This window comes from Halorientalis sp. LT38, from assembly GCF_037031225.1.
GTDB classification, from domain to species: Archaea; Halobacteriota; Halobacteria; order Halobacteriales; family Haloarculaceae; genus Halorientalis; species Halorientalis halophila.
In genome coordinates this window covers 2,846,010-2,868,161 of the sequence record NZ_JAYEZN010000001.1, presented here as the reverse complement: position 1 = coordinate 2,868,161, position 22,152 = coordinate 2,846,010, and the positions used below count along the sequence as shown (strand labels likewise).

Sequence of the window (22,152 nt, the reverse complement as noted above, 5' to 3'; positions counted from 1 at the left end):
GTGTTCCTCGCCGTCTTCCGGAAGACGATCGGTGACCTCTCGAACCCGAAGCTCCTGCTGGCGTACCTGCTGGCTTTCTCCACGGTGCTCTGGTTCCTCGCGCTCGGGTTCACGGGCGAGATGCCCGACGCCATCAACACGTTGTCACTCGGCGAACAGGAGGTGGAACTGCTCTCCGTCTACACCAGCCTGGCCTGGTTCTGGGGCGTCGGCATCGCGTTGCTCGCTGCCGGCACCCTCTTCGTCGCGCTCACGCTCGCCACGGAGGCCGAGCGCGGGACGCTCGATCTGCTCTTGAGCAAACCGGTCCGGCGATGGGAGGTGCTGATTGCGACTTTCGTCGCCAACGTCGCCTACCTGTTCGCCATCGGCGTCGCGAGTCTACTCCTCGTGGCAGTCGCGGTCTTCCGGATGGGCGGGTTCAGCGCCGCGGCGATCCACGGCGGCGTCTTCGCCGTGCTTCCCGGAACCGCCCTGTACGCGCTTCTGGTCTGTGCGCTGGTCAGTGCCGCCGGCATCGCGGCCGGCGTGTTCACTCGCAAACGGCTCCAGACCGCCGCGCTGACCGCGATCTTTCCCGCGCTCTTCTTCGCGCTGTTCGTCGCCCGTGTCTTCCCCGGCGACATCTACGAGGACTACTCACTGTACGCCATCGACCTCGGCTATCACCTCGGGAACGTCTACACCCTGCTCCTCGATGCGACAGGAGAACCGATGCCCGTCGAGGTACAGGCCCAACTCGGGTTCTGGACGGGCGTTTACGAGGTCCCCGAGGAGCAGGGGTCCCTCGAGGGCTCGCTCGAACTGGTGGGCCACGTCGACCCGAGCGTGTCGCTCGCACTCTGTCTGTTCCTGACGTTCGGGTTACTCGGCGTCGCTCTCGTGCAGTTCCAGCGAATGGACATCTGACCCGCGGACGCGTCGCCTGCGCTCGACCGACCCGAATTCAGTCCGCGTTCTGCGGCCCGCGATGCGTGGCCGACTCGCGCACCTGCGCGCTCAACTGGTCCCGGTAGGGGTGCGGCGAACGCAGCGCGGCGATCAAGCTCCACATTACGCCGGTCGTGAGTGACCCGACCGCCGACATCGTCATCCCCATGGTGAAGAAGGTCACGCCGTAGACGATCCCCAGGGACGCGGAGGGGATGGACGTGCCTAACGGGACGTTGGCCATCCGGTCTTTCAGGGTCGGCACCAGTACGACCAGCGAGAAGACGCTGCCACCGAGGAAGACGATATCTTGCCACATCATCGTCGATCACCGCTGTCCGAAGCAGACTGGAAGAGAACCATATCCGACCCGAGCGGAGTAACGTGTATAAGCCTTACTTACTATCGAGTAAAAACTTCCATTAACGACCGGTATGGGACGAAATAGCACCACATAACGTCGATTCGGTACAGGTCGGCGAACACGCATCTCGGCGTCCGCGTAAGCACGTCCATAGGCGGTCGAACGCGGGTGATAAGGTCGACTTATGCCGCCGTACGCACGTCCGGCTGTGTGGACACGTTCGAAGCGAACGAATTGCGAGTCCCTACCAGCGTCGGCTTCCAGACAGGTCGGCGTCAGTACACGCGAGTGCCGTCTGGGACCTCCCGCTCGGGCTGGAGGTGGACGACGTCGCCCTCGGCGTCGTCGACGCCGGTCACCAGACACTCGCTCTCGAAGCCCGCGATGGAGACGGTGCCCAGGTTGACGACGGCGAGGACCTGCTGGCCCTCCAGATCGGCCTTGGCGTAGTTGTCGGTCAGGCCCGCCGCCGACTGGCGGACCTCCTCGCCGAAGTCGACTTCGAGCTTGTACACGTCCTTTCTGGCCTCGGGGAAGTCCGCGACCGAGACCACCGTCCCGACCCGCATCTCGACGTCTTCCAGGAACTCTTCGGGTGCCACGTCCGGCTCGTCCATTCCCATATCGGCCGGCTGCCCCGCCAGCGGCAAGTCGGTTTCGTCGGCCGAGTAGACATATCAATATCCATACCGGAACGGTAGGTATATGACGGCAAAGGCGCTACGTCCACGTGTATCCATGGGTGCGTTCATGGACGCGTCATCCACACGCGGTTCACAGCATCGCCCCCAGCAGGGGCAGTTCATCACCAATGCACGATTCAGCGAAATACCTGATCCACGCGGACGTCGTCGCCGACGGGGTGGTAGAGCGGAGTGACGTCGTCGGCGCGGTGTTCGGCCAGACCGAGGGGCTTCTCGGCGACGAACTCGATCTGCGGGCCCTGCAGGAGTCCTCGAAGGTGGGCCGGATCGACGTCGAGATCGACTCCGAGGGCGGTCGCTCCTACGGCGAGGTGACCATCGCCAGCGGCCTCGACAAGGTCGAGACGGCCATCCTCGCGGCCGCCCTGGAGACGATCGAACGAGTCGGCCCCTGCCGCGCGGACCTCGAAGTGACGAAGATCGAGGACGTGCGCGCCGCCAAGCGCCGCGCCATCGTCGAGCGGGCCACCGACCTGCTCGCCTCGTTCGAGGGCGAGGTCACCCGCAGCGCGGACCTGATCGAGGAGGTCCGCCAGGCGGTCCGGGTCGAGGACGTCACCGAGTACGAGGGGCTGCCCGCCGGCCCGCGCGTCGGCGACAGCGACGCGATCATCGTCGTCGAGGGCCGCGCCGACGTGCTCCAGTTGCTCAAGTACGGGATCAAGAACGCCGTCGCCGTCGAAGGGACCGACGTCCCCGAGCCGGTCGCCGACCTCACTCGCGAGCGGACCGTGACCGCCTTCCTCGACGGCGACCGCGGCGGCGACCTGATCCTGAAGGAGCTCCAGCAGGTCGGCGCGGTGGACTACGCCGCCTTCGCGCCCGAGAACCGGTCGGTCGAGGACCTCTCGCGCGACGAGGTCATGGCGGCGCTCCGGGAGAAGGTGTCCGCCGACGCCGTCGCCGGCGCGACCTCGCCCCACGAGACCGTCGCCGCGACCGACGGGAGCGCCAGACCCGCCCCGCCCGGGACGAGCGAGTCGCCGGCGACCACGGAGTCACCGGCCGAGACCGACGCGTCGCGGGACGCCGACGAGGCGACCGAGACCGACGAACGGACGCCGGAGTCGGGGGCCAGTGCCGAGAGCGACGACTCCGGAGACGCTGAAGCGGACCCGGAACCCGCGGAGGCCCCGAGCGTTCCGGAGACGCTGGCCGGCCACGTCGAGGCCGTCGTCGGGACGGACAGCGAGGAGGTAGTCCTGCTGGACCGGGAGTTCGGGGTCCTGTCCTCGGCCCCCGCGACGGAGGCGTTCGAGGCCGTCGCCGAGGCGGAGCCGGCGCCGACGACGGTGGTGCTGGACGGCGAACTCGACCAGCGGTTGCTGGACGTGGCCGCCCAGCGCGGCGTCGAACAGATCGTCCCGCGCTCGACCGGCGAGTTCGTCAAACAGCCCACCGGCGTCCGGATCCGGACGGCCGACCAGTTCTAACTGTCTCGGGCCATCACCAGCCCGTCGTCGTCTTCGTAGTGCTCCGGGAGCCTCGACTGTACCGAGAACCCGTGGTCCGCGTAGAACGACCGCGCCCGCTCGTCGCCCTCGCGGACCGTCAACCGGACGGTCTCGAACCCCTCGACTGCGAGTCGGTCGCAGAGGGCCTCGAGCAATCGCGACCCGTTCCCCTCGCCACGGTGGTCCGGGGCGACCGCGATCTCCGCGAGATAGGCCCCGTCGTCGTCGGGGATGGCGACGGCGTAGCCGACCGGTTCTGACGTCGCGTGATCGGTCACGACCAGGACGACTGGCGGGCCGACGACTGCCGGTTCGAGCAACCCGTCCCACGGCTCTGCGAGCGAGACGCGCTGGATCGCGCGGAGGTGCGGCAGGTCCGACTCGGCGGCCGGGCGGATCATAGCACGCCGATGCCGAGCGCGAGCGCCCCGCCCGCGACGGCGGCGACCACCGTCGCGAGGAAGTTGACGGCCTGATTGCCGACGTAGCGACCCTCGACCGTCGCGCCGAGGAGGCTGTCGGCCGTCATGCCGAGGACGCCGGCCGCGACGATCACCACCGCACCGACCGGCGCGACGGACTCGAAGAGGACCGCGATGGCGGCGATCAGCGCCGCGCCGACGATCCCGGCCACCTCCCCCTGCCAGGTGACGGCCCCGTCGGTCCCGGGCGCGACCCGTTCGAGCGTCGTGATCAGCCGCGGATTATCGAAGAGCCCGCCGATTTCGCTGGAGAGGGTGTCGCTCATCGCCGCGGCGACGGCCCCCGCGAAGGCGAACAGGAAGAGGCTCGGGGCGACGGGGACGTGGGAGGGACTCGCCGCGAAGCCGATGACCGCCACGAGCGCCGTCAGCGAGTTCGCCAGCACGTTCCCGCTCCCGCGGACCCCCTCGTTCTCCTGGGCGATACCGCGGGCGAGTTTGTCGTCGTACCGGAACTTCGTCGAGAGCGCGCCGACGCCGAAGAAGGTGATGAGCATGGCGAACCAGCCGTAGTCGCCGAGGACGATCGTGAGGAGTCCGAGCAACACGCCGGTGACCATCCCCGGGATCGAGGCCGCCTCCAGCCAGTAGGAGACGTAGCCGAAGACGCCGGTGACCGCGAGCGCGATCCCGACCCTGGTCGGCGAGACCGCGACGCCGAGGTCGGCGAACAGCCACAGCAGGAGTGCCACGGTGACCAGCACCAGCGGATCGTCGCGAGCGAACAGGACCGCCCGCAACAGCGACGCCAGGAGCGCCCCCGTGACCGCGAAGAAGGCCAGCGTCGGCGGCAGGAACGCCTCCGGCGTCAGCGCCACCGTCGCCAGCCCCGCGCCGAAGCCCAGCAGCGACCCGCCGGCGACGAACCCCGCCGTCGCCGCGACGGGATCGGCGCGCCACATCCCGACCAGGTTCTGCGTGAGGTTCCCGTACGAGAGGATGAACACCACCGCCGCGAACACCGAGAGCGGGAGGCCGAACTGGAGGGCGAGCAGCGCCAATCCCGCAATGGCCAGCGAGAAGCCCGCGAGCCCGTAGAGCCGTCCGTCCTCGCGGTCGCCCGGCCGGGCGAACAGCTCGAACAGCGGCCCCGAATCGACGACGTAGAGGGCGAGCACGGCGATCGCGATGAACGGCAGCGTCCCGGCCACCGTCGCGACCGCCTGCGAGACCGTCCGGCTGGCGGCCGGCACGAGCAACGCACCCGTCCCCACCAACGCGAACGCTCCAGCCCGCCGAACTGTCGCCGTCACGGTCCGTCCGTTTTTGCGATACGCACTTAACAACCACCTTTTTTCGCGGGGGGTTCGGCGCGAGTCCGCAGGCTCGCGCCTCAACCCCCGTCTGCTCACGGGCGGCTTCGCCGCCCGTTCGCACGGGCCGAGGGAGCTCCGCTCCCTCGCGGCCAAAAAATCTGGACCAAAAAAGGCGCGCCCTCGCTTCGCTCGGGCGCGAGAACCGGCGGCCAGAGGCCGCCGGATGCTGGTTCCGCCCCGCTCCGAGACGGCCCACGCTCGATCTCTTGGAGCCGTGACATTGATAGCGGCCCGTGTGGAACTCCGTGCGTGGGCATCTACGACCAGTACCTCGCGGTCCGCACCCAGTGGGCCGAGGAGGCGACGCCCGACAACGTCGCCGTCGTCATCACGGAGCGGGACCTCCTGGAGCAGGGCGCCTACGAGACCCTGGAGGCCTTCTTCGACTGGGCCGTCGAGTACGGCGCCGAGCGGATCATGATCTACGTCAGCGTCCTCGACGAGGCCGCGGTGCCGACCCTCCGCCGCGCGCTCGAAGACGTCGACGCGCCGCGGGAGATGGCCGTCCGGGGCCCCGACGACGACCGCCGGGCCGACGCCCCGATCCAGGTGAGCATCGGCCTCGGCGGGAAACACGAGTTCGCCGCCGCCGTCCAGGGCGTCGCCGACGAGGTCGAAGCCGGCGCCCTCAATCCGGGCCAGATCGACGAGGCCGACATCGAGGACCGGCTGGTCTTCCCGACCGATCCCGACCTCGTGATCAAGACCGGGGCCGAACGGCTCTCCGATTTCATGATCTGGCAGTCGGTCTACTCGGAACTGTACTTCACCGACGTGAACTGGCGGGACTTCCGGAAACGGGACTACCTCCGGGCGATCCGGGACTTTCAGGATCGGCAGCGCAGGTTCGGAGAGTGACCGTAGGGAGGAATCGCAGAGGCCGAACCAGTTCTCAGTCCGCCGCGGGGTCCGGTTCGGGGTCGATCTCCTCTTCCTCCAGGCGTTTCCGTTCGCGGCTGGGGAGGGTGTCGCGGAACCGGCGGAGGATCGACCGGGCTTCGTCGAGTTCGGCGCTCCCCATGGCACGAACCAGTGCGAGCGCGCGCTTCGCCCGAGCGGTCCGCCAGGACTCCTCGCGTGACTCGTAGGTGCGGATGGCACGGAGGAAGTCGACCTTCCGGAACTCGGGCCAGTAGGGCGTACAGAAGAAGACGGCGGCCTCGTTGCCGTTGGCGTGCCAGGGCAGGAAGTTGCTCGTGCGCTCGTCGCCGCCGGTCCGGATGATGAGGTCCACGTCCCGGGAGGGCCCCTCGTAGAGGCGGCGCTCGATCGTCTCGACGTCGATGGCGGCCGGCTCGAGGTCGCCGTAGGCCACGTCGCGGGCCACGTCGCGGGCGGCCCCGAGCAGTTCCGCGCGGCCGCCGTAGGCCAGCGCGATGTTCAGCTGGAGGCTGTCGTACTCGCGGGTTCGCCCCTCGGCGTACTGTGCGGCGGTTCGAACCCGACCGGGGAGGTCCTGCGTCTCGCCGATGGCGCGGATCTTGACCTCGCCCTCGTGGACGCGGTCGGCGTCGGCGAACTCGTAGAGCTTCTCCTCGATGAGGTCGAAGAGGGCCTCGCGCTGGTTCACCGGGCGGTCGAAGTTCTCCGTCGAGAAGGTATAGAGCGTCAGCTCCTGCACGCCGAGTTCGTCACACCAGTTGAGCAGCGCCTCGGTGGTCTGGGCGCCCGCCCGGTGGCCGTCGGTCGTCTTCTCGCCCTCCTTGCGGGCGTACCGGCGGTTCCCGTCCTGGATCACCGCGACGTGGTCCGGCGTCCCCGACAGCTCCCACCGCAACAGCCGTTCGTACCCCGAAAGAGCCTGCTGGCGCACCCACGAGAGCATTATATAAATGTTCTTCGCCCGTGATAAGAATCTTGTCCCTGGGGGCCTTCGAGGGGGTGACCCGCAGGCTTTTAATACGGTGACGTCCTCTACGTAGGTGCAATGGCGACCGGTACGGTTGATTTCTTCAACGACACTGGCGGTTACGGATTCATCGACACAGAAGACGCGGACGAAGACGTGTTCTTCCACATGGAAGACGTCGGCGGCCCGGACCTAGAGGAAGGTCAGGAAGTCGAGTTCGACATCGTCCAGGCCGACAAAGGCCCCCGCGCGGAGAACCTGGAGCGACTGTAACCATGGCGACGGGAACAGTCGACTTCTTCAACGACACGGGCGGGTACGGCTTCATCGACACCGAGGACGCGGACGAAGACGTCTTCTTCCACATGGAAGACGTCGGCGGCCCGGACCTCGAAGAGGGGCAGGAAGTGGAGTTCGACATCGTGCAGGCCGACAAGGGCCCGCGCGCCGAGAACCTCACCCGCCTGTAAGGTGAACCCGCGGTACCGTGCGGGGCCGCTGGCCCCGAAACGCGACCTGGGAGAGCGGCCGCGCCGGAAAGCCGCCGGAGACCGTGAGAGGTATGGGGCAGCGCGGACCAGGATCGAGTAATGAACGCGCAGGACCCGATCGATCCCGACCTGTACCAGCGGGCCGAGGCGCTGCTCGAACCCGGCGAGATCGAACTCGCGGGGCTGATCGTCCACACCGAACTGGGCAGCGACGACGAGGCGTCGCTCCACGAGACGACGATCGAGATCGGCGAGCACATCGCGGAACACGCTGGCGTCGACCCGAAGGACACCTACGTCTACTCCGGCAACGACGACCCCGACTTCGGCCTGAACCAGCACCAGGGACTCACCCTCGACGGCGACGAGTTCGTCTGGGAGTGCCAGCAGCTCCTCCGCGAGGAGCGGTTCAAGATCGTCTTCTACTACGAGGCCGACGCCGATCAGGACTCCCTCGTCGCAGCCGTTCGCGAGGACGGATACACCGTGGAGAGCGTGGAAGAGCCGGCCTGATCGCGGGCCGACAAGCGCGGATTTATCCCCGCCCGGTCCCGAGAACCGGGTATGAGCGAGGATCTCGCGCGGGTCGACCGGGCGATCGTCAACGCCTTCCAGGGCGGGTTCCCCGTCGTGGAGCGACCCTTCGAGCCGGCGGCCGACGCGCTCCGGGACCGCGGCGTCGAGGTCGACGCGGACGAACTGTTCGCGCACGTCCGGGACCTGGACGAGGACGGCGTCCTGACCCGGTTCGGCGCGCTGATCAACGCCGAAGAGATCGGTGGTGCGGCCACGCTGGTGGCCATGCACGCGCCCGAGGACCGCTTCGACGAGGTCGCCGACCTGGTCAACGACTACGACGCGGTGGCGCACAACTACGAGCGCGAACACCCCCACCTCAACATGTGGTTCGTCGTCAGCGTCGCGGACGCCGACGCGGTCGCGGACGTGCTCGCGGCGATCGAGGCGGATACGGGACAGGAGACGTACAATCTCCCCAAACAGCAGGAGTTCCGCGTCGAGGCGAAGTTCCTCCTCGACGGCCCGATTCCCGAGGGCGACGTCGACCTCTCGGCTCTCGGGCCCGAGGTCACCCCGACCGAGCGTTCGTCCCTGACACCGCGGGAACTCGATCTCGTCCTGGAGATTCAGGACGGGTTGCCGATCTCGCCGACGCCCTATCGGGACGTGGCCGACGCGCTCGACGAGGACGTCGACTGGGTGCTTTCGACGATCAAACGGTTCGACGCGGAGGGGAAGGTCCGCCGTGTCGGCGTGATCCCCAACCACTACGCGCTGGGGTACACCGAGAACGGCATGACCGTCTGGGACGTGCCCGACGAGGTCGTCGACGAGGTCGGCCCGGCGATCGCGTCGCTCGACTTCGTCACGCACTGTTACGAGCGGCCCCGCCACGAGGGCGTCTGGCCGTACAACTTCTTCGCGATGACCCACGGCCGGACCGAGGAAGAGAGCGAGCGCCGCGTCGCGCAGGTCCGGGACCGGATGGCCGAGTTCTGGGACGTGACCGACGACGACTGGGACACGCTGTTCTCGACCCGGATCCTCAAGAAGACCGGTATCCGGATCGACGAGCGCGCGGCGGCCAATACCGCGAGCCCGGAGGAAGCCGACGACTGATGGTAGGGAGTCGTCACGGTCACCAAGCACAGCACCCGGGCGCCCCCCCCCCCCCCCCCCGGCTTTGCCCCCCTGTTTTGTCGGGGGGTGGTCCGCCCGGGCGGCCCCACCCCGACGATGAAAAAGGTGGCATATGATTCCGCTGCTGCACGACTTTTCGGGCGCGACGGTGCTGGTCTTCGGTGGCGGCTCTGTCGGCGCACGGAAAGCCAGACGATTCGCTCGCGAAGCCGAGGTGCTCGTGGTCAGTCCTTCCTTTTCGGACGCGGACTTCGGCGGAGCGGAGCGAATCAGGGCGACGCCGGACGCCGACGACGTCGCGGACTGGATCGCCGACGCGGAGCCGGCGCTGGTGGTGGCCGCGACGGACGACGGCGACCTGAACGCGGCGATCGACCGGGCCGCCCGGGACGCGGGCGCGCTGGTCAACCGGACGGACGAACACGGCGAGCGCGACCCGGGGAGCGTGGTCGTGCCGGCGACGGTCCGGGACGGGCCGGTGACGGTCGCGGTCTCGACGGGCGGGACGAGTCCGGCGCTGAGCCGGTATCTCCGCCAGCGGATCGAAGCCGAGATCGAGGGCAGCGGCGAGATGGCGGCGCTGTCGGGGGAGTTGCGGGCGGCACTACAAGACGAGGGGATGGAACCGGCGGTGCGGCGGGACGCGATTCGGGCGGTCGTGCGATCCGGGGACGTTTGGAAGCATTTAGATAGTGGCAGGACCAAAGCACGGCAAGTGGCAGAGGACGTGATTGCCGACGTGGCGGGTGATCGAGAGTGATACACGGAGCCGGCGTGATCTCTGGCGTCAGCGTGGCGCACGGGACCGCGAGCGTCGACGACATCGAAGCGGCCTGTACAGAGTCCCAGCGCCGGGCCGTCGAGTCGCTGCTCTCGCGCTCGGGCGTCGAGGAGGCCTACGTCCTCCAGACGTGCAACCGCGCGGAGGCCTACGTCGTGACCGCCGAGCGCTCGGTGGGCCGGGCGGCCCTCGAGCGCTACCGGGCGGACGTGGCCGACGACGCGGTCGTCGAGATGGGGCACGAAGAGAGCCTGCGCCACCTCCTGCGGGTGGCGGCGGGCCTCGAGTCGCTCGTGCTCGGCGAGGACCAGATTCTCGGACAGATCAGAGACGCCTACGAGGACGCCCGCGGCGTGGGTGCGATCGGGCCGGTGCTGGAAAACGGCGTGACGAAGGCCATCCACACCGGCGAGCGCGCCCGGACGGAGACGGCGATCAACGAGGGGACGGTGTCGCTGGGCAGCGCCGCCGTCAACCTCGCGGACCGGGAGCGCGACCTCGAATCGGCGACGGCGCTGGTCGTCGGCGCCGGCGAGATGGGGTCGCTCGTCGCGAAGGCCCTCGACGGGACGGTCGAGGAGGTCCTCGTGGCGAATCGGACCGTTCCCCACGCCGAGCACCTCGTGGAACGGCTGGACGTGGACGGCGAGGCGCTGGGGCTCAACGGCGTCACGACGGCCATCGAGCGCGCGGATCTGGTCATCACGGCGACCGGCAGTCCCGAGCACGTGGTCGGCGTCGACGAACTCGACCGCGCGGGGGACACCTTCGTGATCGACCTCGCGCAGCCCCGGGACGTCCCGCCGGCGGCCGACGAGGCCGACGACGTCACCGTGCAGGACATGGACGCCCTGGAGTCGGTGACGACGGCCTCGCGCAAGCAGCGTGAGGCAGCCGCCGAGGTCGTCGAGGGGATGGTCGACGAGGAGTTCGAGCACCTGCTCACCCAGTACAAGCGCAAGCGGGCCGATCAGGTCATCGCGGGCATGTACGAGAGCGCAGAGCGGATGAAGGCCCGCGAGGTGTCGACCGCCCTCGAGAAACTGGACCTGGACGACGAAGAACGCCAGGTCGTCGAATCGATGGCCGATGCCCTGGTCGGGCAGTTGCTCGCCCCGCCGACCCAGAGCCTGCGCGACGCCGCGGAGGAGGACGACTGGACGACCATCAACACCGCCCTCCAGCTGTTCGACCCCGAGTTCGGGTCGGGCGTCCCCGAGTTCGTCTCCAGCATGGACGCCGACGAGATCCCCGAGGACGTGCGCGCCCAGATGTCCCAGGCGGTCCAGAACCAGCTCGACGACTGACGCGACTTCTCACTCCGGCACACGTGAATCCAGATCGGTGAGCCCCAGCCGCAGGAAGGCCGGGATCGCGAGCGTCGCGACCGCGACCTCCAGCCCGCCGACGGTGAGGAAGGCGGCGAGATAGCCGACTTCGTCGGCGACGGTGCCGCCGACGAGCACGCCGGCCAGGAAGCCGAGGCTCCCGAAGGCGTTGAACGCGGCCATCGCGACGCCGCGCTCTGCGTCGGGCGCCAGGTCGGTCACGAGCGCCATCGTCGCGGGCGCCATCAGCGCGCCGATGACGCCGACGCCGACCATCGCCGCACCCGCCATGAGTACCGTCGGCGCGAAGCCGACGCCGATCACGGCCAGCCCGTAAAGCGTCGACCCCGCCAGCACCGGAATCGTCCGACCGATCCGATCCGAGAGCACGCCGAAGGGGTACTGGAAGAGCGCGAACGGGGCGAAAAACAGCGCGAGCATCAGCCCGGTCTGGCCGGGCGACAGCGCGAACGCTTGCCTGAAGTACAGGGTTCCTACGAGGGCGAAAAAGCCCGCAGTCAGGCGGTCGACGAAACCGAAGGCGCAGGGGACCACGATCTCGGGGGTCCCCCTGATCGTGTCGCGGACGGCTCCGAGGCGGCCTCCACGGTCGCTCGGTGCGCGGTCCTCGACCAGCGCGGCCAGCGCCCCGACGACGACCAGCAGGGCCGCGGCGGCGAACAGCGGCGCGAAGGGATCGAGTTCGTAGAGTTGTCCGCCCAGCGGCGCGCCCAGCGCGGTTCCGCCGCCGATGGCGATGCCCGCCGCGCCCATGTTCCGGCCGTGGCCCCCGTCGAGATCCATCAGCATCGTGATCGAGAGGGAGAAGGCGCCGATGGTCGCGGCGCCCTGGAGCGCGCGCAGTCCGAGGACCGCTACGAACGGGAGCCGGAGGGCCTGCGGGAGCACGGCGAGCAGGACGTAGCCCACAGCGCCGGCGAGCGCGCCCGCGACGATGAACGGGACCCGGCGGCCCGCGGCGTCGCTGAGGGCGCCCCACACGCCGGCGAACAGCACGAACGCAGCGAACTCGGTGGCCAGGAACCACATGCTGGCGTTGAGGGCGGTCTCGGCGCCCAGCGCCGCGACGAGCGTGTCGATCCCGGGATAGAGCAACACCTGGGCCAGCAAGACGGCGAACACGACGGTGGCCAGGGCGAAGCGGGCCGAGCGGATCCTCACAGGTCGGCTTGAACCTCGGTGACGGAAGGAATTTCGGACCGCGACGGACCCGGATTTTTTGACCACGGCGCCCGACCGTACGAACATGGCAGACCTGCTCTCCGACGAGGAGATCGAGGCACAGCTCCCCGACGACTGGGACCGCGAGGGCGACGAGATCGTCCGCACCTACGAGTTCGACTCGTACCTCCCCGGCGTCGGCTTCGCGGCGGGCATCGGCGGCATCGCCGAGGACGCCTGGCACCACCCCGAGATCACGATCACCTGGGGCGAGGTCGAGGTCCGGCTGACCACCCACGACGAGGGCGGCATCACCGAGAAGGACATCGGCCTCGCAGATCGGTTCGACGACGTCTACGAGTGACGCCCGGCGAGAGCGACGGCGGGGACGAAGACAGGGAGTATTCGGCGGGGGAGGCCGAGTACGTCCTCGGCTGTCGGTTCCGCCTCGATCCCGAACCCGCAGACTTGCGGGCCGAGCCTACGGAGTTCGAGACGAAGCTCTATCGCGCGGCCGACCCGCCCGGAGAGGACGGCTGGTTGTTCTTCCGCGATAACTGCTGGCGCGGGGAACTGAACGACCCCGCGTACTTCCGCGAGTTGACCGAGGACGCCCTCGGCGTGACGGTGCTGTCGGTCGACTTCCGGGAACTCCGTGCCGACGAAGCCTACCTCGAGGCCCTGGACCGTGCGATCGCGGCGGATCTCGACCTGTTCAACGCAGACGGTGTCTCCGAGGTTCGGTCGAAGTATCTGGGATCCTCGATCCGCGTGGTCAGCGGCGACGAGTGACCCCGGGACCGATTTCGGTGCTACTTTGTTCCGTTCGTCTAAACGTGTAACTATGGGCGAGTACGACGATACGGTCGAGGTGGAACTGGACGTGCCGACGCGGCTGCTGGCCGCGGTCGACGAGGCGGGGCAGGCCCGCGGGCACGGCTCCCGGGAGGAAGCGGTCCAGGCCGCGCTCCTGGCGTGGGTCGACGCCGTCGGCGAGGAGAGCGAGAGCGGCGGTGGCGGACTCGGCGGATTCACGGACGGGCTGAGCGACGTGGACGTCGACGTCGGTGTGGATGTCGGTGTAGACGAGGGGTAGCGAGGCTCGAACGAAGTGAGAGCCTCGAAACATGCGAACGGCGAGCGCAGTGAGCCGTGAGCAGCGAGACTCGAGCGAAGCGAGAGTCTCGATACTGCGAGCGGTCTAACCGCGACCACCGAACCGGGCAGGACGGGCGACAGGAATTTCCGGGCGGGCGGAGTCACCCACGGACATGGGGACGACGCCACAGTCAACGGGGGCGGTGCGGGAATCGGTCACGCTGTCGACGGGCGAGGAGGTCTCGGTGCCGCTGTCGACCGAGGCGACGGTCTTCGGCGCGATGTTCTCGGCCAACCGGGCGGCCGTCGCGGAGTTGCTGCCGGATGGGCTCGAGCCCATTCGGGCCACGCCGCAGCGGGCGGCGGTCACCTTCCTGGCCGTCGAGTACCACCGGATCGGCGACCACGCGATGGCGCCCTACGACGAGTTCAGCGTCATGCTCCCGGCCGTCGAGAGCGGGGAGCGGTCGTGGCCCTTCGCCTCGCTGCTCAGGAACGGCGCATCGGGGTACGTCTGGTATCTCCCGGTGACGACCGAGTCGGCGAAAGCGCTGGGGGTCGACATCTGGGGCTACCCGAAGGCGGTCGCGGAGATCACGCACGACGACCACGTGGCCGGCCGGCGGACGACCGTCACCGCGGACGGCGAGGAAGTGATCACTCTGGACGTCGAGGGCACGCCGAAGGTGGACCGGACGCAGGAATCGGTATCCTACACGGTCAAGGACGGCCAGCTACTCCGGGAGCCGCTGACGCTGTCCGGGAAACTCGGCGCGTGGCCGTACTCGGGGCAGGTCGACGTCAGCCTCGGGTCTCACCCCCGCGCCGACCGCCTCCGGGAACTCGACCTGGGATCGCGAGCGCTCGCGAGACTTTCCTTCGAAGGCGAGTTCGTCATCGGGGCCGGCGAGCGCGTCGGCTCGGTCTGAGCAGTCTGGGGTGTAGATGGGGCAGACCGGACGCGGACGGAAGGCACTTGGACTGGCGAGACGCCGTTGTCCCATGGGCTATCATCACCTCGATCCGGCGGACCTCGAACCGTCGCCAGATCACCCCTGCGACCGTCGGTCACTGGCGGAGGCGGCCGAACTCGCCCAGCTAGCGGCGGCGGTCTACGAGCTCGCCCCGGGCGAGGACCTCGCGACGAGCTACCACTATCACGAGCAGCGGGAGGAACTGTTCTACGTCCGATCCGGCGACCTCCACGTCGAGACGCCAGAGGAGGAGTTCGTGATCGGTCCCGACGAGACGTTCGTGGTGGAACCGGAGAGTCCGCTCCGGCCGTACAACCCGGAATCGGCGGACGAGCCGGTCCGGGTGCTCGGCGTCGGCGCGCCGAAGTTCGACATCGGGCGACCGTACGACCCGGACGAGACCGACAACGAATCCTAGTCGTCGGCGACGGCGCGCGGGCGTCGAAAACTGTCCCGGGATACAAACGGAACGCGGATTGTCCGGTGTTTTACGGGTGCTTTTGCGCCCGGGGCTGCTGGCGTTGGTATGACCGATGAACCCACCCACGCAGGCGGACCTGCGGAGTCACTGTCCTGGGAGACGCTGTACGGCGAGACGGCGTACATCTGCCCGGGCTTCGACGTCCAGCGCGAGCGGGTCCGCCTGCCCGACGGCACGGAGAGCGACTTCGACTACCTCTCCGACAGCGAGAGCGTCGTGATCGTTCCCTTCACCGCCGACGGCGACGCGGTCGTCATCGACGAGTGGCGACAGGCCGTGAAACGGGTCAACCGCGGGTTCCCCGCCGGCGGCGTCGAGGGCGAGGACGCCGACCTCGCCGCGACGGCCCGGCGCGAACTCGAAGAGGAGACCGGCTACGTCGCCGACGAGGTCGAACACCTCACGACGATGGAACCGGCCAACGGCGTGGCCGACGCCGTCTTCCACTACTTCGTCGCCACCGGCTGCGAGCCGACCGGCGACCGGGAACTCGATCACAACGAGTCCATCAGCGTCGAGACGACGGCCTTCGAGGACCTGCTCGCGGCGGCCGAAGCGGGCGAGTTGCGGGACGGCCGGACCGCCTTCGGCGTCTGTTACTACGAGCTGTTCGGGTAGCGGCGACGCGGTTTCCGCGGAACGCAACCCTTAGGCGCGCGCACCCGAAATCCCGGGCCAATGGGCGACTGGTTCGAGGTTCGCGACTACGACGCCGCCGGCCGGATCGGCGAGTTGACGGTGCCCCGCGCGGACGTGACCGTCGAGACGCCGGCGCTGTTACCTGTCGTCAACCCGCACGTCAAGACGATCGAACCGGCCCGCATGGAATCGGAGTTCGGCGCCGAGATCCTCATCACGAACGGCTACATCCTCTACGGCTCCGAGGACGCCCGCGAGCAGGCGCTCTCCGATGGCCTGCACGACCTCTACGACTTCTCCGGGGCCATCATGACCGACTCGGGCTCCTTCCAGCTCTCCGAATACGGCGAGATCGACGTCGACACCCGGGAGATCCTCGAGTTCCAGCGCGACGTCGGCTCGGACATCGGGACGCCGGTCGACATCCCGACACCCCCGGACGTGAGCCGCGAGCAGGCGGCCGAGGAGCGCGAGACGACGCAGGAACGCCTCGAACTCGCCGCGACCGTGGAGACCGGCGAGATGCTCGTCAACGCCCCGGTTCAGGGATCGACCTACCCCGACCTGCGCGAGACGGCGGCCCGGGAGGCCTACGCCACGAACCTGGACGTCTACCCGGTCGGCGCGATGGTGCCCCTGCTGAACAACTACCGCTTCGACGACGTGGTGGACCTGGTCGCGGCGGCCAAGCGCGGCCTCGGCGCCGACGCGCCGGTCCACCTGTTCGGCGCGGGCCACCCCATGATGTTCGCACTCGCTGTCGCGATGGGCTGTGACCTGTTCGACTCCGCCGCCTACGCGCTCTACGCCCGCGACGGTCGCTATCTCACGGTCAGAGGGACCGAACACCTCGAAGATCTCGACTACTTCCCCTGCGAGTGTCCGATCTGTGCCGCACACACGCCCGAGGAACTGGAGCGCTGTGACGCCACCGAGCGCGAGCGCCTCCTCGCCGAGCACAACCTCCACGTCACCTACGGCGAGATCCGGCGGATCAAGCAGGCGATCCGGCGGGGGAACCTGCTGGAACTCGTCGAGGCCCGTGCTCGGGGCCACCCGACGATGCTCGACGGCTACCGGGCGCTGGGCGACCACGCCGCGCAACTCGAACGAACGGATCCCGCCTCGAAGGACGCCTTCTTCTACCTCTCCGGCGAGAGCGCGGCCCGGCCCGAGGTCCTGCGTCACCACGACCGCCTCTCGCGACTCGACGTCGAGGGCGACGTGCTCCTGACCGAGGGCGACACGAACGAGGCCTACGACGAGAGCTGGCGGGTCGTCCCCCCGTTCGGACCGTTCCCACGCGATCTCTCGGAGGTGTACCCGCTGAACGCCGAAGTCCCGGCACGGCTCGATCGCCGGGCCTACGAACGGGCGGCCGAGGGCGTGGCGCAACTGGCCGCCGACAATCCAGACGCAGAATTCACGCTGGGCCACACCGGCTGGCCGGACACGGCGCTAAATCGGTTACCCGAACGGGTCGACGCCTTCGAACTCGGGGTCGACGACGGCCCGGGTGACGAGATGGGGCCCTCGATCGACGACGAGAGCTGAGCAGTCGGCCGGGTCGCCCCTCGCGCGAAGGAAAGATAGTTGCCCACGCCACCCCGACGGAGTGCCATGACCGACTACTTCGAGGTCCACGACCGGGACGGGGCGGCCCGGCTCGGGGAACTGCGGCTCGCCGATTCGCTCACGACGCCCGCCCTGGCCGACGAGGTGGTCAGGGACGCCGGCAGTCTCTGGCCCGAGGACCGCGAGGTTCCCGAGGGCGACGAGTCCGCCCTGACCGTACTCCCTCATCGCGGCCTCCCCGCCGGGACGCCCGACGAGGTGCAGGACGCGTTCGCCGTCGACTATCCAGACGTGGACTACCCGAGCGCCGCCGTCGTCTCGCCCGACACCGCCGCGAATCACGGCTCGGACGCCTACGTGCTCGCGAACGCCCGGGGCTACGTCGGCCACGCGGCCGCGTTCGTCGACGCCGTGCTCGCCGTCCGCGAGGCCACGCCCGCCGATACCGCGCTCTATCTGCCCGGCGTCGCGACCCCCGAGAACGTCGCCACGCTGGTCTACGCCGGCGTCGACCTCGTGGACGCGGATCGCGCAGTCCTGCGGGGCACGCAGGGATTCTACCTCGCGACCGACGGCGAGTACTTCCTCGAGGACCTGGACGAACTCCCCTGTGCCTGTCCGGCCTGCCAGCAGCCGGCCGACGAGTTCGACCGCGAGGACTGCGCCGAGCACAACCAGCGGGCGCTCGCCGCCGAACTCGCGCGGGTCCGCCGCCGGGTCCGGGACGGGTCCCTCCGGGACTACATCGAGGGGCAGGCCCGCCACGAGCAGTGGCTCACCGCCACCTTTCGACGGCTCGACCAGCAGTACGGCTATCTGGAGGAGCGGACGCCGATCGTCCGGCGCAACGAGATCACGGCCGCGAGCGACGACAGCATCAGGCGCGTGGAGATCCAGCGCTTCGCCGAGCGCGTCACCACCAGATATCGCAGCCGGTTCTCGAACCCCCTCGTGCTGGTGCCCTGCTCGGCCAAGAAGCCCTACAGCGAGTCCCAGAGCCACGGCCAGTACCACGACGTGATCCAGTGGCGCGCCCACACCGTCTCGATGACCTCGCCCATCGGCGTCGTCCCGCAGGAACTCGAACTCACCTACCCCGCTCAGCACTACGACTCCGTGGTGACCGGCGAGTGGACCGCCACCGAGATCGAGTTCGCCGCCGACGTGCTCTCCGCGTATCTCCAGCGCAACGACTACCCGAAGGTGATCGCCCACGTCCCGCCGGAGGGCTATCGCGAGATCGTCGAGCGCGCGACTGCGGACCTCGACGTCGACCCGGTCTTCACCGTCCCGGATCACCCGACGACGAGCGAGTCCCTCTCGAACCTCGCGGCGGAACTGGAGGGCGAACTGACGTATCCGAAACGTGAGCGCGAACACAATACGATCCGGGCCATCGCGGACTACCAGTTCGGAGACGGAGCGGGCGACGCCCTCTTTTCGGAGTTGCGCACCGAGTCGCGCTACCCCAAACTCAGAGTGACCGACGACGACGGCGAGCAACTGGCCGCGATGGTCCCGGAGTACGGCGTCCTGTCGCTGACGCTCGCGGGCGGGCGCCGCTGGGTCGAGAGCGAGGCGCCGGTCAAACGGGTCGAGATCGACGCGTTCGTGCCCCACGGGAGCGTCCTCGCCCCGGGCGTCGTCGACGCGAGCGAGGACATCCGACCGGGCGACGAGGTCGTGATCGAGGGCCCGTCTGCGTTCGGCGTCGGTCGCGCGGCCATGAGCGGCCCGGAGATGGTGCAGTCGACGCGGGGGATCGCCAGCGAGGTCCGCCACGTCGAGGAGCGCTGACGGAGCCAGGCGGGACGGGCGGTCCGCCTCCCGGGAGACTTTAGGCCGCGCCGGCCTACCGGGCCCCATGGACGAGATCACTCTCGCGGTGCCCGAGCCCATCCTCGACTCGCTGCCGGAGGACGAGGGCGCGGCCGAGAAGGACATGAAACGAGCCGTGGAAGGCTGGCAGCGACGGATCAACCGCGCGATCACAGACGAGGACGACGAGGGGGCGGCCGGCTACGTCCTCGACGCCATCGAACTGTTCGAAGAGCGCATGGACACCTACGACGCGTTCGTGCCCGAACTGCGGGCCTGGGGCCAGTCGCCGATCTACGCCATTTGCTGGCGCAACCTCATGGCCGACCTGATCGGGCAGCTGTACGAACACGAGGACCTGGCGGCCAGGCTCGACCGGGAACGCAACCAGCGCGTCGTCGAGGACGGCATCCGGCTGAACGACCTCTGACGCGGCGGGGATTTATGCCCGCGCCGCGCCTGACGGGTGGTATGCACCTCGAACTGCGATTTTTCGCCACCTACCGGGCCGCCGTCGGGCAGAAGACCGTCGAGCGGGAGTTCGACGACGGGGCGACCGTCGCCGAGGTCCTCTCGACGCTCGAATCGGAGTACCGGGACCTGGAGCGCCAGCTCCTCGACGAGGACGGCGAGATCCGCCCGCAGCTCTCCATCCTCAAGAACGGCAGGGACGTGACCCACATGGACGGCGGCGCCACACTTCTGGAGGACGGCGACTCGCTCTCGGTCTTCCCGCCGGTCGCGGGCGGCGCGAGTGAGGTGCGCTGATGCGCCGCGAGAAGGCCTTCCGCGGCATCTCCAAGCGCCTCGCCGTCCACTACCTCGAGAACCTCGGGGGCGAACTCGTCGCCGGCGAGCGCGAGGACGACGCCGAGGCCCGCGTCGCCGGAGAGGACTGGACCGTCACGCTGTCGGCCGAGAAGGTCTCTGTCGGCGGGTCGATGCAACTGACGGAGGTCTCGGTCGCCTTCGAGGGCGAGGCCGACGCGGTCGAGGAACTGGTCGAGAAGTTCTCGCAGAAAGCCATGCGCGCGGGCGGGTGATGGCGGGCGACCCGATCGAGGGGGACGTGCTCGTCCTCGTCGCGGCGAAAGCCAGCGTCGGTCCCCAGCGACTGCCCGAACTGGTCGACAGCGTGGCCACCGACCTCGAGTCCCGCCGCGAGGCCTACGCCCGCGAGTACGAACGAGCCTACGAACGCGACGGCCGAACGGCCTACTTCGTCGAGGACGGCCACTGGGAGACGATCCGGGAGCGCCTGGAGCTCGGAACCCGAGAGATCGACGCCGTCCGGCGATCCCACGAGGAGCAACTGACTCGCGACGGCCGGAAACTCGATCGGACCGACGAGTTCGAGACCGCGCTGGAGATCAGGGACTGCGTCGTGTTCGGTTAGAGAAACGCGAGCAGTTCCTCGGTCACCTGGTCGGGGACGTCGCACTGCACCCAGTGACTGGCCTCGGGGAAGCGCTGAACCCGGAGGTCCGGAATCCACTCGTCGAGGCCGCGGGAGATGTCCACACCCAGCGCGGGATCCTGTTCTCCCCACAGCACCAGCGTCGGGACCGAGATCTCGGTGTTCCCTGGCGGGTCGGCGAAGCGCCGGAGGCCGGGCAGGGTGGCCTTCGCCATCGGCTTCCAGATGCCCCGGACGTAGGCCCGGTAGTAATCGACCGCGGCGCGGGCGGCTCCCGGCCGGGCGAAGGCCTCGCGGTAGCGCTCGATATCCGCGGCGTCGAAGGCGTCGGGATTCGCGGGCTGGTCGCGGAACAGGTCGCCGATAGGCCAGGCGTTCCGGAGCGTGAGCAGGCGTTCGGGGAGCCAGGGGACCTGGAACCACAGGACGTACCAGGAGCGTTTCAACTGCTGGAGGTCGAACTCCCTCGCGAACGCCGCCGGGTGCGGTGCGTTCATGACGGTCAGGCTGTCGAGGACGTCGGGGCGTCCCATCCCGACGGCCCACGAGATCGCGCCGCCCCAGTCGTGGCCGACGAGGTGGGCGGTATCTCGTCCTTCCGCCCGGATCAGCCCCACCACGTCGCCGACGAGGTGCTCGATGGCGTAGCTGTCGACGCCGTGGGGTTTCTCCGAGCGGTTGTACCCGCGGAGGTCGGGCGCGACGACGCGATACCCCGCCTCGGCGAGCGCGGGGATCTGGTACCGCCAGGAGTACCAGAACTCCGGGAAGCCGTGGAGCAAGAGGACGAGATCGCCGTCCTCCGGGCCGGCGGCGACGGTGTGGAGTCGCACGTCGTCGACGACGGCGTTATCGTGTTCGAGGTCGACTCCGGCCTCGGCGAGCGGATCGGGCATTACGCATCCACGGGGCGCCGGGGACAAATCCCCATCGACCGGCAGCAATTATCAGTAATCGAGAACTGTCGTATGTCTATATATGATTGTCCCGAATATATTCAGTGGAGGCGAGCCACTATGTCAATACGCACCCTCGAAACGGAACTGTTCGGCCGTGAAACACGATTCGAGTACTCAGAGCACTGGATCGGCTACGCCCTGGTCGGCCTGCGGGTCGTGATGGGCTGGACGCTGTTCCAGGGCGGGATTACGAAGCTGATCACGTACCTGGACGGCAATCCCGAGACCAACTGGACCGCTGCCGGCTACCTCGCCAACGCGATCCCCGAAGGAAATCCCCTCATGGGGATGTGGGGGTCGATGGCGGGCAGTCCCCTGATCGACCAACTCGTGATGTGGGGGCTGACGCTGACCGGGCTCGGTCTCATCCTCGGCGCGCTGGTCCGCTGGAATGCCTTCTGGGGCGCCGTGATGATGATGTTCTTCTGGGCAGCCAGCCTGCAGGGCGGCCTGCTCCAGGGACTGCCGCTGGCCCACGGCTGGGTCATCGACGACCACGTCGTGTATGCCATGTTGCTGTTCGGCCTGGGCGCCATCGGTGCCGGTCGGATCCTCGGGCTGGACGCGAAGATCGAGGAGATGGGGTTCGTCAAGTCGAACCCGTGGCTCCGCGCGCTGCTCGGCTGAAGCGAAGGAACTGCGATCACACGG

29 protein-coding genes are annotated in these 22,152 nt (G+C 68.7%); 22 read left to right on the top strand and 7 right to left on the bottom strand.

Annotated elements, in window-relative coordinates:
• Positions 1-909 carry an ABC transporter permease gene (locus U5918_RS14800; protein WP_336002266.1) on the top strand — a complete coding sequence of 303 codons (909 nt, stop codon included), beginning with the start codon at positions 1-3 and terminating at the stop codon, positions 907-909.
• 37 nt (positions 910-946) lie between these two features.
• Here U5918_RS14800 and U5918_RS14795 read toward each other — a convergent pair whose 3' ends face one another.
• Together U5918_RS14795 and U5918_RS14790 are read right to left on the bottom strand one after the other, a co-directional pair.
• Positions 947-1,252 (bottom strand): hypothetical protein, encoded by a 306-nt coding sequence (locus U5918_RS14795; protein WP_336002265.1) that lies wholly within the window; start codon positions 1,250-1,252, stop codon positions 947-949.
• 317 nt (positions 1,253-1,569) lie between these two features.
• A complete protein-coding gene (locus U5918_RS14790; RefSeq protein ID WP_336002263.1) occupies positions 1,570-1,917 on the bottom strand; it encodes a tRNA-binding protein in 348 nt (115 codons plus the stop codon).
• A gap of 188 nt (positions 1,918-2,105) precedes the next feature.
• Here U5918_RS14790 and dnaG point away from each other — a divergent pair, with 188 nt between their 5' ends.
• Complete coding sequence (gene dnaG / locus U5918_RS14785) at positions 2,106-3,431, top strand: DNA primase DnaG (RefSeq protein ID WP_336002261.1); 1,326 nt, start codon at positions 2,106-2,108, stop codon at positions 3,429-3,431.
• Here dnaG and U5918_RS14780 read toward each other — a convergent pair.
• Together U5918_RS14780 and U5918_RS14775 are read right to left on the bottom strand one after the other, a co-directional pair.
• Positions 3,428-3,853: a GNAT family N-acetyltransferase gene (locus U5918_RS14780; protein WP_336002260.1), complete on the bottom strand. Its 426-nt coding sequence runs from the start codon at positions 3,851-3,853 to the stop codon at positions 3,428-3,430. The two genes, dnaG and U5918_RS14780, sit on opposite strands and share 4 nt — an antisense overlap.
• Positions 3,850-5,187: a DUF92 domain-containing protein gene (locus U5918_RS14775; protein WP_336002259.1), complete on the bottom strand. Its 1,338-nt coding sequence runs from the start codon at positions 5,185-5,187 to the stop codon at positions 3,850-3,852. The genes U5918_RS14780 and U5918_RS14775 overlap by 4 nt, the downstream gene beginning before the upstream one ends.
• A gap of 312 nt (positions 5,188-5,499) precedes the next feature.
• Between U5918_RS14775 and U5918_RS14770 the strand changes: the two genes are divergently transcribed.
• The gene (locus U5918_RS14770) at positions 5,500-6,108 is read left to right on the top strand and encodes an undecaprenyl diphosphate synthase family protein (protein ID WP_336002257.1); all 609 of its coding nucleotides are present in this window, start codon (positions 5,500-5,502) and stop codon (positions 6,106-6,108) included.
• 34 nt (positions 6,109-6,142) lie between these two features.
• Here the strand turns inward: U5918_RS14770 and uppS are convergent, their stop codons facing one another.
• Positions 6,143-7,075, bottom strand: coding sequence for a polyprenyl diphosphate synthase (gene uppS / locus U5918_RS14765; RefSeq protein WP_336002256.1), 933 nt, complete (start codon positions 7,073-7,075; stop codon positions 6,143-6,145).
• A gap of 102 nt (positions 7,076-7,177) precedes the next feature.
• On the opposite strand from uppS, the gene U5918_RS14760 reads away from it, so the two are divergent.
• The 6 genes from U5918_RS14760 to hemA all read left to right on the top strand — a co-directional run bounded on the left by U5918_RS14760 (position 7,178) and on the right by hemA (position 11,337).
• Positions 7,178-7,372 (top strand): cold-shock protein, encoded by a 195-nt coding sequence (locus U5918_RS14760; protein ID WP_092691914.1) that lies wholly within the window; start codon positions 7,178-7,180, stop codon positions 7,370-7,372.
• Between the two features lie 2 nt (positions 7,373-7,374).
• Positions 7,375-7,569, top strand: coding sequence for a cold-shock protein (locus U5918_RS14755; protein ID WP_336002253.1), 195 nt, complete (start codon positions 7,375-7,377; stop codon positions 7,567-7,569).
• 120 nt (positions 7,570-7,689) lie between these two features.
• Positions 7,690-8,103: a DUF5778 family protein gene (locus U5918_RS14750; RefSeq protein WP_336002252.1), complete on the top strand. Its 414-nt coding sequence runs from the start codon at positions 7,690-7,692 to the stop codon at positions 8,101-8,103.
• A gap of 51 nt (positions 8,104-8,154) precedes the next feature.
• A complete protein-coding gene (gene ahbB, locus U5918_RS14745; protein WP_336002250.1) occupies positions 8,155-9,228 on the top strand; it encodes a siroheme decarboxylase subunit beta in 1,074 nt (357 codons plus the stop codon).
• Between the two features lie 133 nt (positions 9,229-9,361).
• On the top strand, positions 9,362-10,009 hold the full coding sequence (locus tag U5918_RS14740) for a precorrin-2 dehydrogenase/sirohydrochlorin ferrochelatase family protein (RefSeq protein WP_336002249.1): 648 nt from the start codon (positions 9,362-9,364) through the stop codon (positions 10,007-10,009).
• Positions 10,009-11,337, top strand: a complete 1,329-nt coding sequence (gene hemA / locus U5918_RS14735; RefSeq protein ID WP_418771370.1) for a glutamyl-tRNA reductase — start codon at positions 10,009-10,011, stop codon at positions 11,335-11,337. The genes U5918_RS14740 and hemA overlap by 1 nt, the downstream gene beginning before the upstream one ends.
• A 9-nt stretch (positions 11,338-11,346) precedes the next feature.
• Here the strand turns inward: hemA and U5918_RS14730 are convergent, their stop codons facing one another.
• On the bottom strand, positions 11,347-12,540 hold the full coding sequence (locus tag U5918_RS14730; RefSeq protein ID WP_336002247.1) for an MFS transporter: 1,194 nt from the start codon (positions 12,538-12,540) through the stop codon (positions 11,347-11,349).
• Between the two features lie 85 nt (positions 12,541-12,625).
• Between U5918_RS14730 and U5918_RS14725 the strand changes: the two genes are divergently transcribed.
• The 12 genes from U5918_RS14725 to U5918_RS14670 all read left to right on the top strand — a co-directional run bounded on the left by U5918_RS14725 (position 12,626) and on the right by U5918_RS14670 (position 20,521).
• Positions 12,626-12,904: a 4a-hydroxytetrahydrobiopterin dehydratase gene (locus U5918_RS14725; RefSeq protein ID WP_336002245.1), complete on the top strand. Its 279-nt coding sequence runs from the start codon at positions 12,626-12,628 to the stop codon at positions 12,902-12,904.
• Positions 12,901-13,332: an LWR-salt protein gene (gene lwrS, locus U5918_RS14720; RefSeq protein WP_336002243.1), complete on the top strand. Its 432-nt coding sequence runs from the start codon at positions 12,901-12,903 to the stop codon at positions 13,330-13,332. The genes U5918_RS14725 and lwrS overlap by 4 nt, the downstream gene beginning before the upstream one ends.
• A gap of 52 nt (positions 13,333-13,384) precedes the next feature.
• The gene (locus U5918_RS14715; protein ID WP_336002242.1) at positions 13,385-13,636 is read left to right on the top strand and encodes a ribbon-helix-helix domain-containing protein; all 252 of its coding nucleotides are present in this window, start codon (positions 13,385-13,387) and stop codon (positions 13,634-13,636) included.
• A gap of 175 nt (positions 13,637-13,811) precedes the next feature.
• The gene (locus U5918_RS14710) at positions 13,812-14,567 is read left to right on the top strand and encodes an acetoacetate decarboxylase family protein (RefSeq protein ID WP_336002241.1); all 756 of its coding nucleotides are present in this window, start codon (positions 13,812-13,814) and stop codon (positions 14,565-14,567) included.
• Positions 14,568-14,640: 73 nt separating this feature from the next.
• Positions 14,641-15,030 (top strand): cupin domain-containing protein, encoded by a 390-nt coding sequence (locus U5918_RS14705; protein ID WP_336002240.1) that lies wholly within the window; start codon positions 14,641-14,643, stop codon positions 15,028-15,030.
• Positions 15,031-15,138: 108 nt separating this feature from the next.
• Complete coding sequence (locus tag U5918_RS14700) at positions 15,139-15,711, top strand: NUDIX hydrolase (protein ID WP_336002238.1); 573 nt, start codon at positions 15,139-15,141, stop codon at positions 15,709-15,711.
• A gap of 60 nt (positions 15,712-15,771) precedes the next feature.
• Complete coding sequence (gene tgtA, locus U5918_RS14695) at positions 15,772-17,286, top strand: tRNA guanosine(15) transglycosylase TgtA (RefSeq protein ID WP_336002237.1); 1,515 nt, start codon at positions 15,772-15,774, stop codon at positions 17,284-17,286.
• Between the two features lie 66 nt (positions 17,287-17,352).
• Positions 17,353-19,104: an archaeosine synthase subunit alpha gene (gene arcS / locus U5918_RS14690; protein WP_336002235.1), complete on the top strand. Its 1,752-nt coding sequence runs from the start codon at positions 17,353-17,355 to the stop codon at positions 19,102-19,104.
• 67 nt (positions 19,105-19,171) lie between these two features.
• Positions 19,172-19,555, top strand: a complete 384-nt coding sequence (locus U5918_RS14685; RefSeq protein ID WP_336002234.1) for a DUF7971 family protein — start codon at positions 19,172-19,174, stop codon at positions 19,553-19,555.
• A 41-nt stretch (positions 19,556-19,596) separates the two neighbouring features.
• Entirely contained in the window at positions 19,597-19,893 is a 297-nt protein-coding gene (locus tag U5918_RS14680) for a ubiquitin-like small modifier protein 1 (protein WP_336002232.1), read from the top strand.
• The gene (locus U5918_RS14675; protein ID WP_336002230.1) at positions 19,893-20,168 is read left to right on the top strand and encodes a MoaD-like domain-containing protein; all 276 of its coding nucleotides are present in this window, start codon (positions 19,893-19,895) and stop codon (positions 20,166-20,168) included. Before U5918_RS14680 ends, U5918_RS14675 begins: the two co-directional genes overlap by 1 nt.
• Positions 20,168-20,521, top strand: a complete 354-nt coding sequence (locus U5918_RS14670) for a DUF8048 family protein (protein ID WP_336002228.1) — start codon at positions 20,168-20,170, stop codon at positions 20,519-20,521. Before U5918_RS14675 ends, U5918_RS14670 begins: the two co-directional genes overlap by 1 nt.
• On the opposite strand, the gene U5918_RS14665 is transcribed toward U5918_RS14670, so the two are convergent.
• On the bottom strand, positions 20,518-21,438 hold the full coding sequence (locus U5918_RS14665; protein WP_336002227.1) for an alpha/beta fold hydrolase: 921 nt from the start codon (positions 21,436-21,438) through the stop codon (positions 20,518-20,520). The two genes, U5918_RS14670 and U5918_RS14665, sit on opposite strands and share 4 nt — an antisense overlap.
• Before the next feature lie 120 nt (positions 21,439-21,558).
• Here U5918_RS14665 and U5918_RS14660 point away from each other — a divergent pair, with 120 nt between their 5' ends.
• Complete coding sequence (locus tag U5918_RS14660; protein WP_336002226.1) at positions 21,559-22,128, top strand: DoxX family membrane protein; 570 nt, start codon at positions 21,559-21,561, stop codon at positions 22,126-22,128.
• Positions 22,129-22,152: the final 24 nt, after the last annotated feature.

Coding starts and splice junctions, on each gene's coding strand:
- uppS (WP_336002256.1), bottom strand. CDS start 7,075: ATGCTCTCGTGGGTGCGCCAGCAGGCTCTTTCGGGGTACGAACGGCTG.
- U5918_RS14750 (WP_336002252.1), top strand. CDS start 7,690: ATGAACGCGCAGGACCCGATCGATCCCGACCTGTACCAGCGGGCCGAG.
- U5918_RS14790 (WP_336002263.1), bottom strand. CDS start 1,917: ATGGGAATGGACGAGCCGGACGTGGCACCCGAAGAGTTCCTGGAAGAC.
- U5918_RS14755 (WP_336002253.1), top strand. CDS start 7,375: ATGGCGACGGGAACAGTCGACTTCTTCAACGACACGGGCGGGTACGGC.
- U5918_RS14710 (WP_336002241.1), top strand. CDS start 13,812: ATGGGGACGACGCCACAGTCAACGGGGGCGGTGCGGGAATCGGTCACG.
- ahbB (WP_336002250.1), top strand. CDS start 8,155: ATGAGCGAGGATCTCGCGCGGGTCGACCGGGCGATCGTCAACGCCTTC.
- tgtA (WP_336002237.1), top strand. CDS start 15,772: ATGGGCGACTGGTTCGAGGTTCGCGACTACGACGCCGCCGGCCGGATC.
- U5918_RS14700 (WP_336002238.1), top strand. CDS start 15,139: ATGACCGATGAACCCACCCACGCAGGCGGACCTGCGGAGTCACTGTCC.
- U5918_RS14780 (WP_336002260.1), bottom strand. CDS start 3,853: ATGATCCGCCCGGCCGCCGAGTCGGACCTGCCGCACCTCCGCGCGATC.
- U5918_RS14680 (WP_336002232.1), top strand. CDS start 19,597: ATGCACCTCGAACTGCGATTTTTCGCCACCTACCGGGCCGCCGTCGGG.
- U5918_RS14670 (WP_336002228.1), top strand. CDS start 20,168: ATGGCGGGCGACCCGATCGAGGGGGACGTGCTCGTCCTCGTCGCGGCG.
- U5918_RS14715 (WP_336002242.1), top strand. CDS start 13,385: ATGGGCGAGTACGACGATACGGTCGAGGTGGAACTGGACGTGCCGACG.
- U5918_RS14795 (WP_336002265.1), bottom strand. CDS start 1,252: ATGATGTGGCAAGATATCGTCTTCCTCGGTGGCAGCGTCTTCTCGCTG.
- U5918_RS14705 (WP_336002240.1), top strand. CDS start 14,641: ATGGGCTATCATCACCTCGATCCGGCGGACCTCGAACCGTCGCCAGAT.
- U5918_RS14685 (WP_336002234.1), top strand. CDS start 19,172: ATGGACGAGATCACTCTCGCGGTGCCCGAGCCCATCCTCGACTCGCTG.
- U5918_RS14675 (WP_336002230.1), top strand. CDS start 19,893: ATGCGCCGCGAGAAGGCCTTCCGCGGCATCTCCAAGCGCCTCGCCGTC.
- dnaG (WP_336002261.1), top strand. CDS start 2,106: ATGCACGATTCAGCGAAATACCTGATCCACGCGGACGTCGTCGCCGAC.
- U5918_RS14760 (WP_092691914.1), top strand. CDS start 7,178: ATGGCGACCGGTACGGTTGATTTCTTCAACGACACTGGCGGTTACGGA.
- U5918_RS14660 (WP_336002226.1), top strand. CDS start 21,559: ATGTCAATACGCACCCTCGAAACGGAACTGTTCGGCCGTGAAACACGA.
- arcS (WP_336002235.1), top strand. CDS start 17,353: ATGACCGACTACTTCGAGGTCCACGACCGGGACGGGGCGGCCCGGCTC.
- U5918_RS14740 (WP_336002249.1), top strand. CDS start 9,362: ATGATTCCGCTGCTGCACGACTTTTCGGGCGCGACGGTGCTGGTCTTC.
- U5918_RS14725 (WP_336002245.1), top strand. CDS start 12,626: ATGGCAGACCTGCTCTCCGACGAGGAGATCGAGGCACAGCTCCCCGAC.
- U5918_RS14665 (WP_336002227.1), bottom strand. CDS start 21,438: ATGCCCGATCCGCTCGCCGAGGCCGGAGTCGACCTCGAACACGATAAC.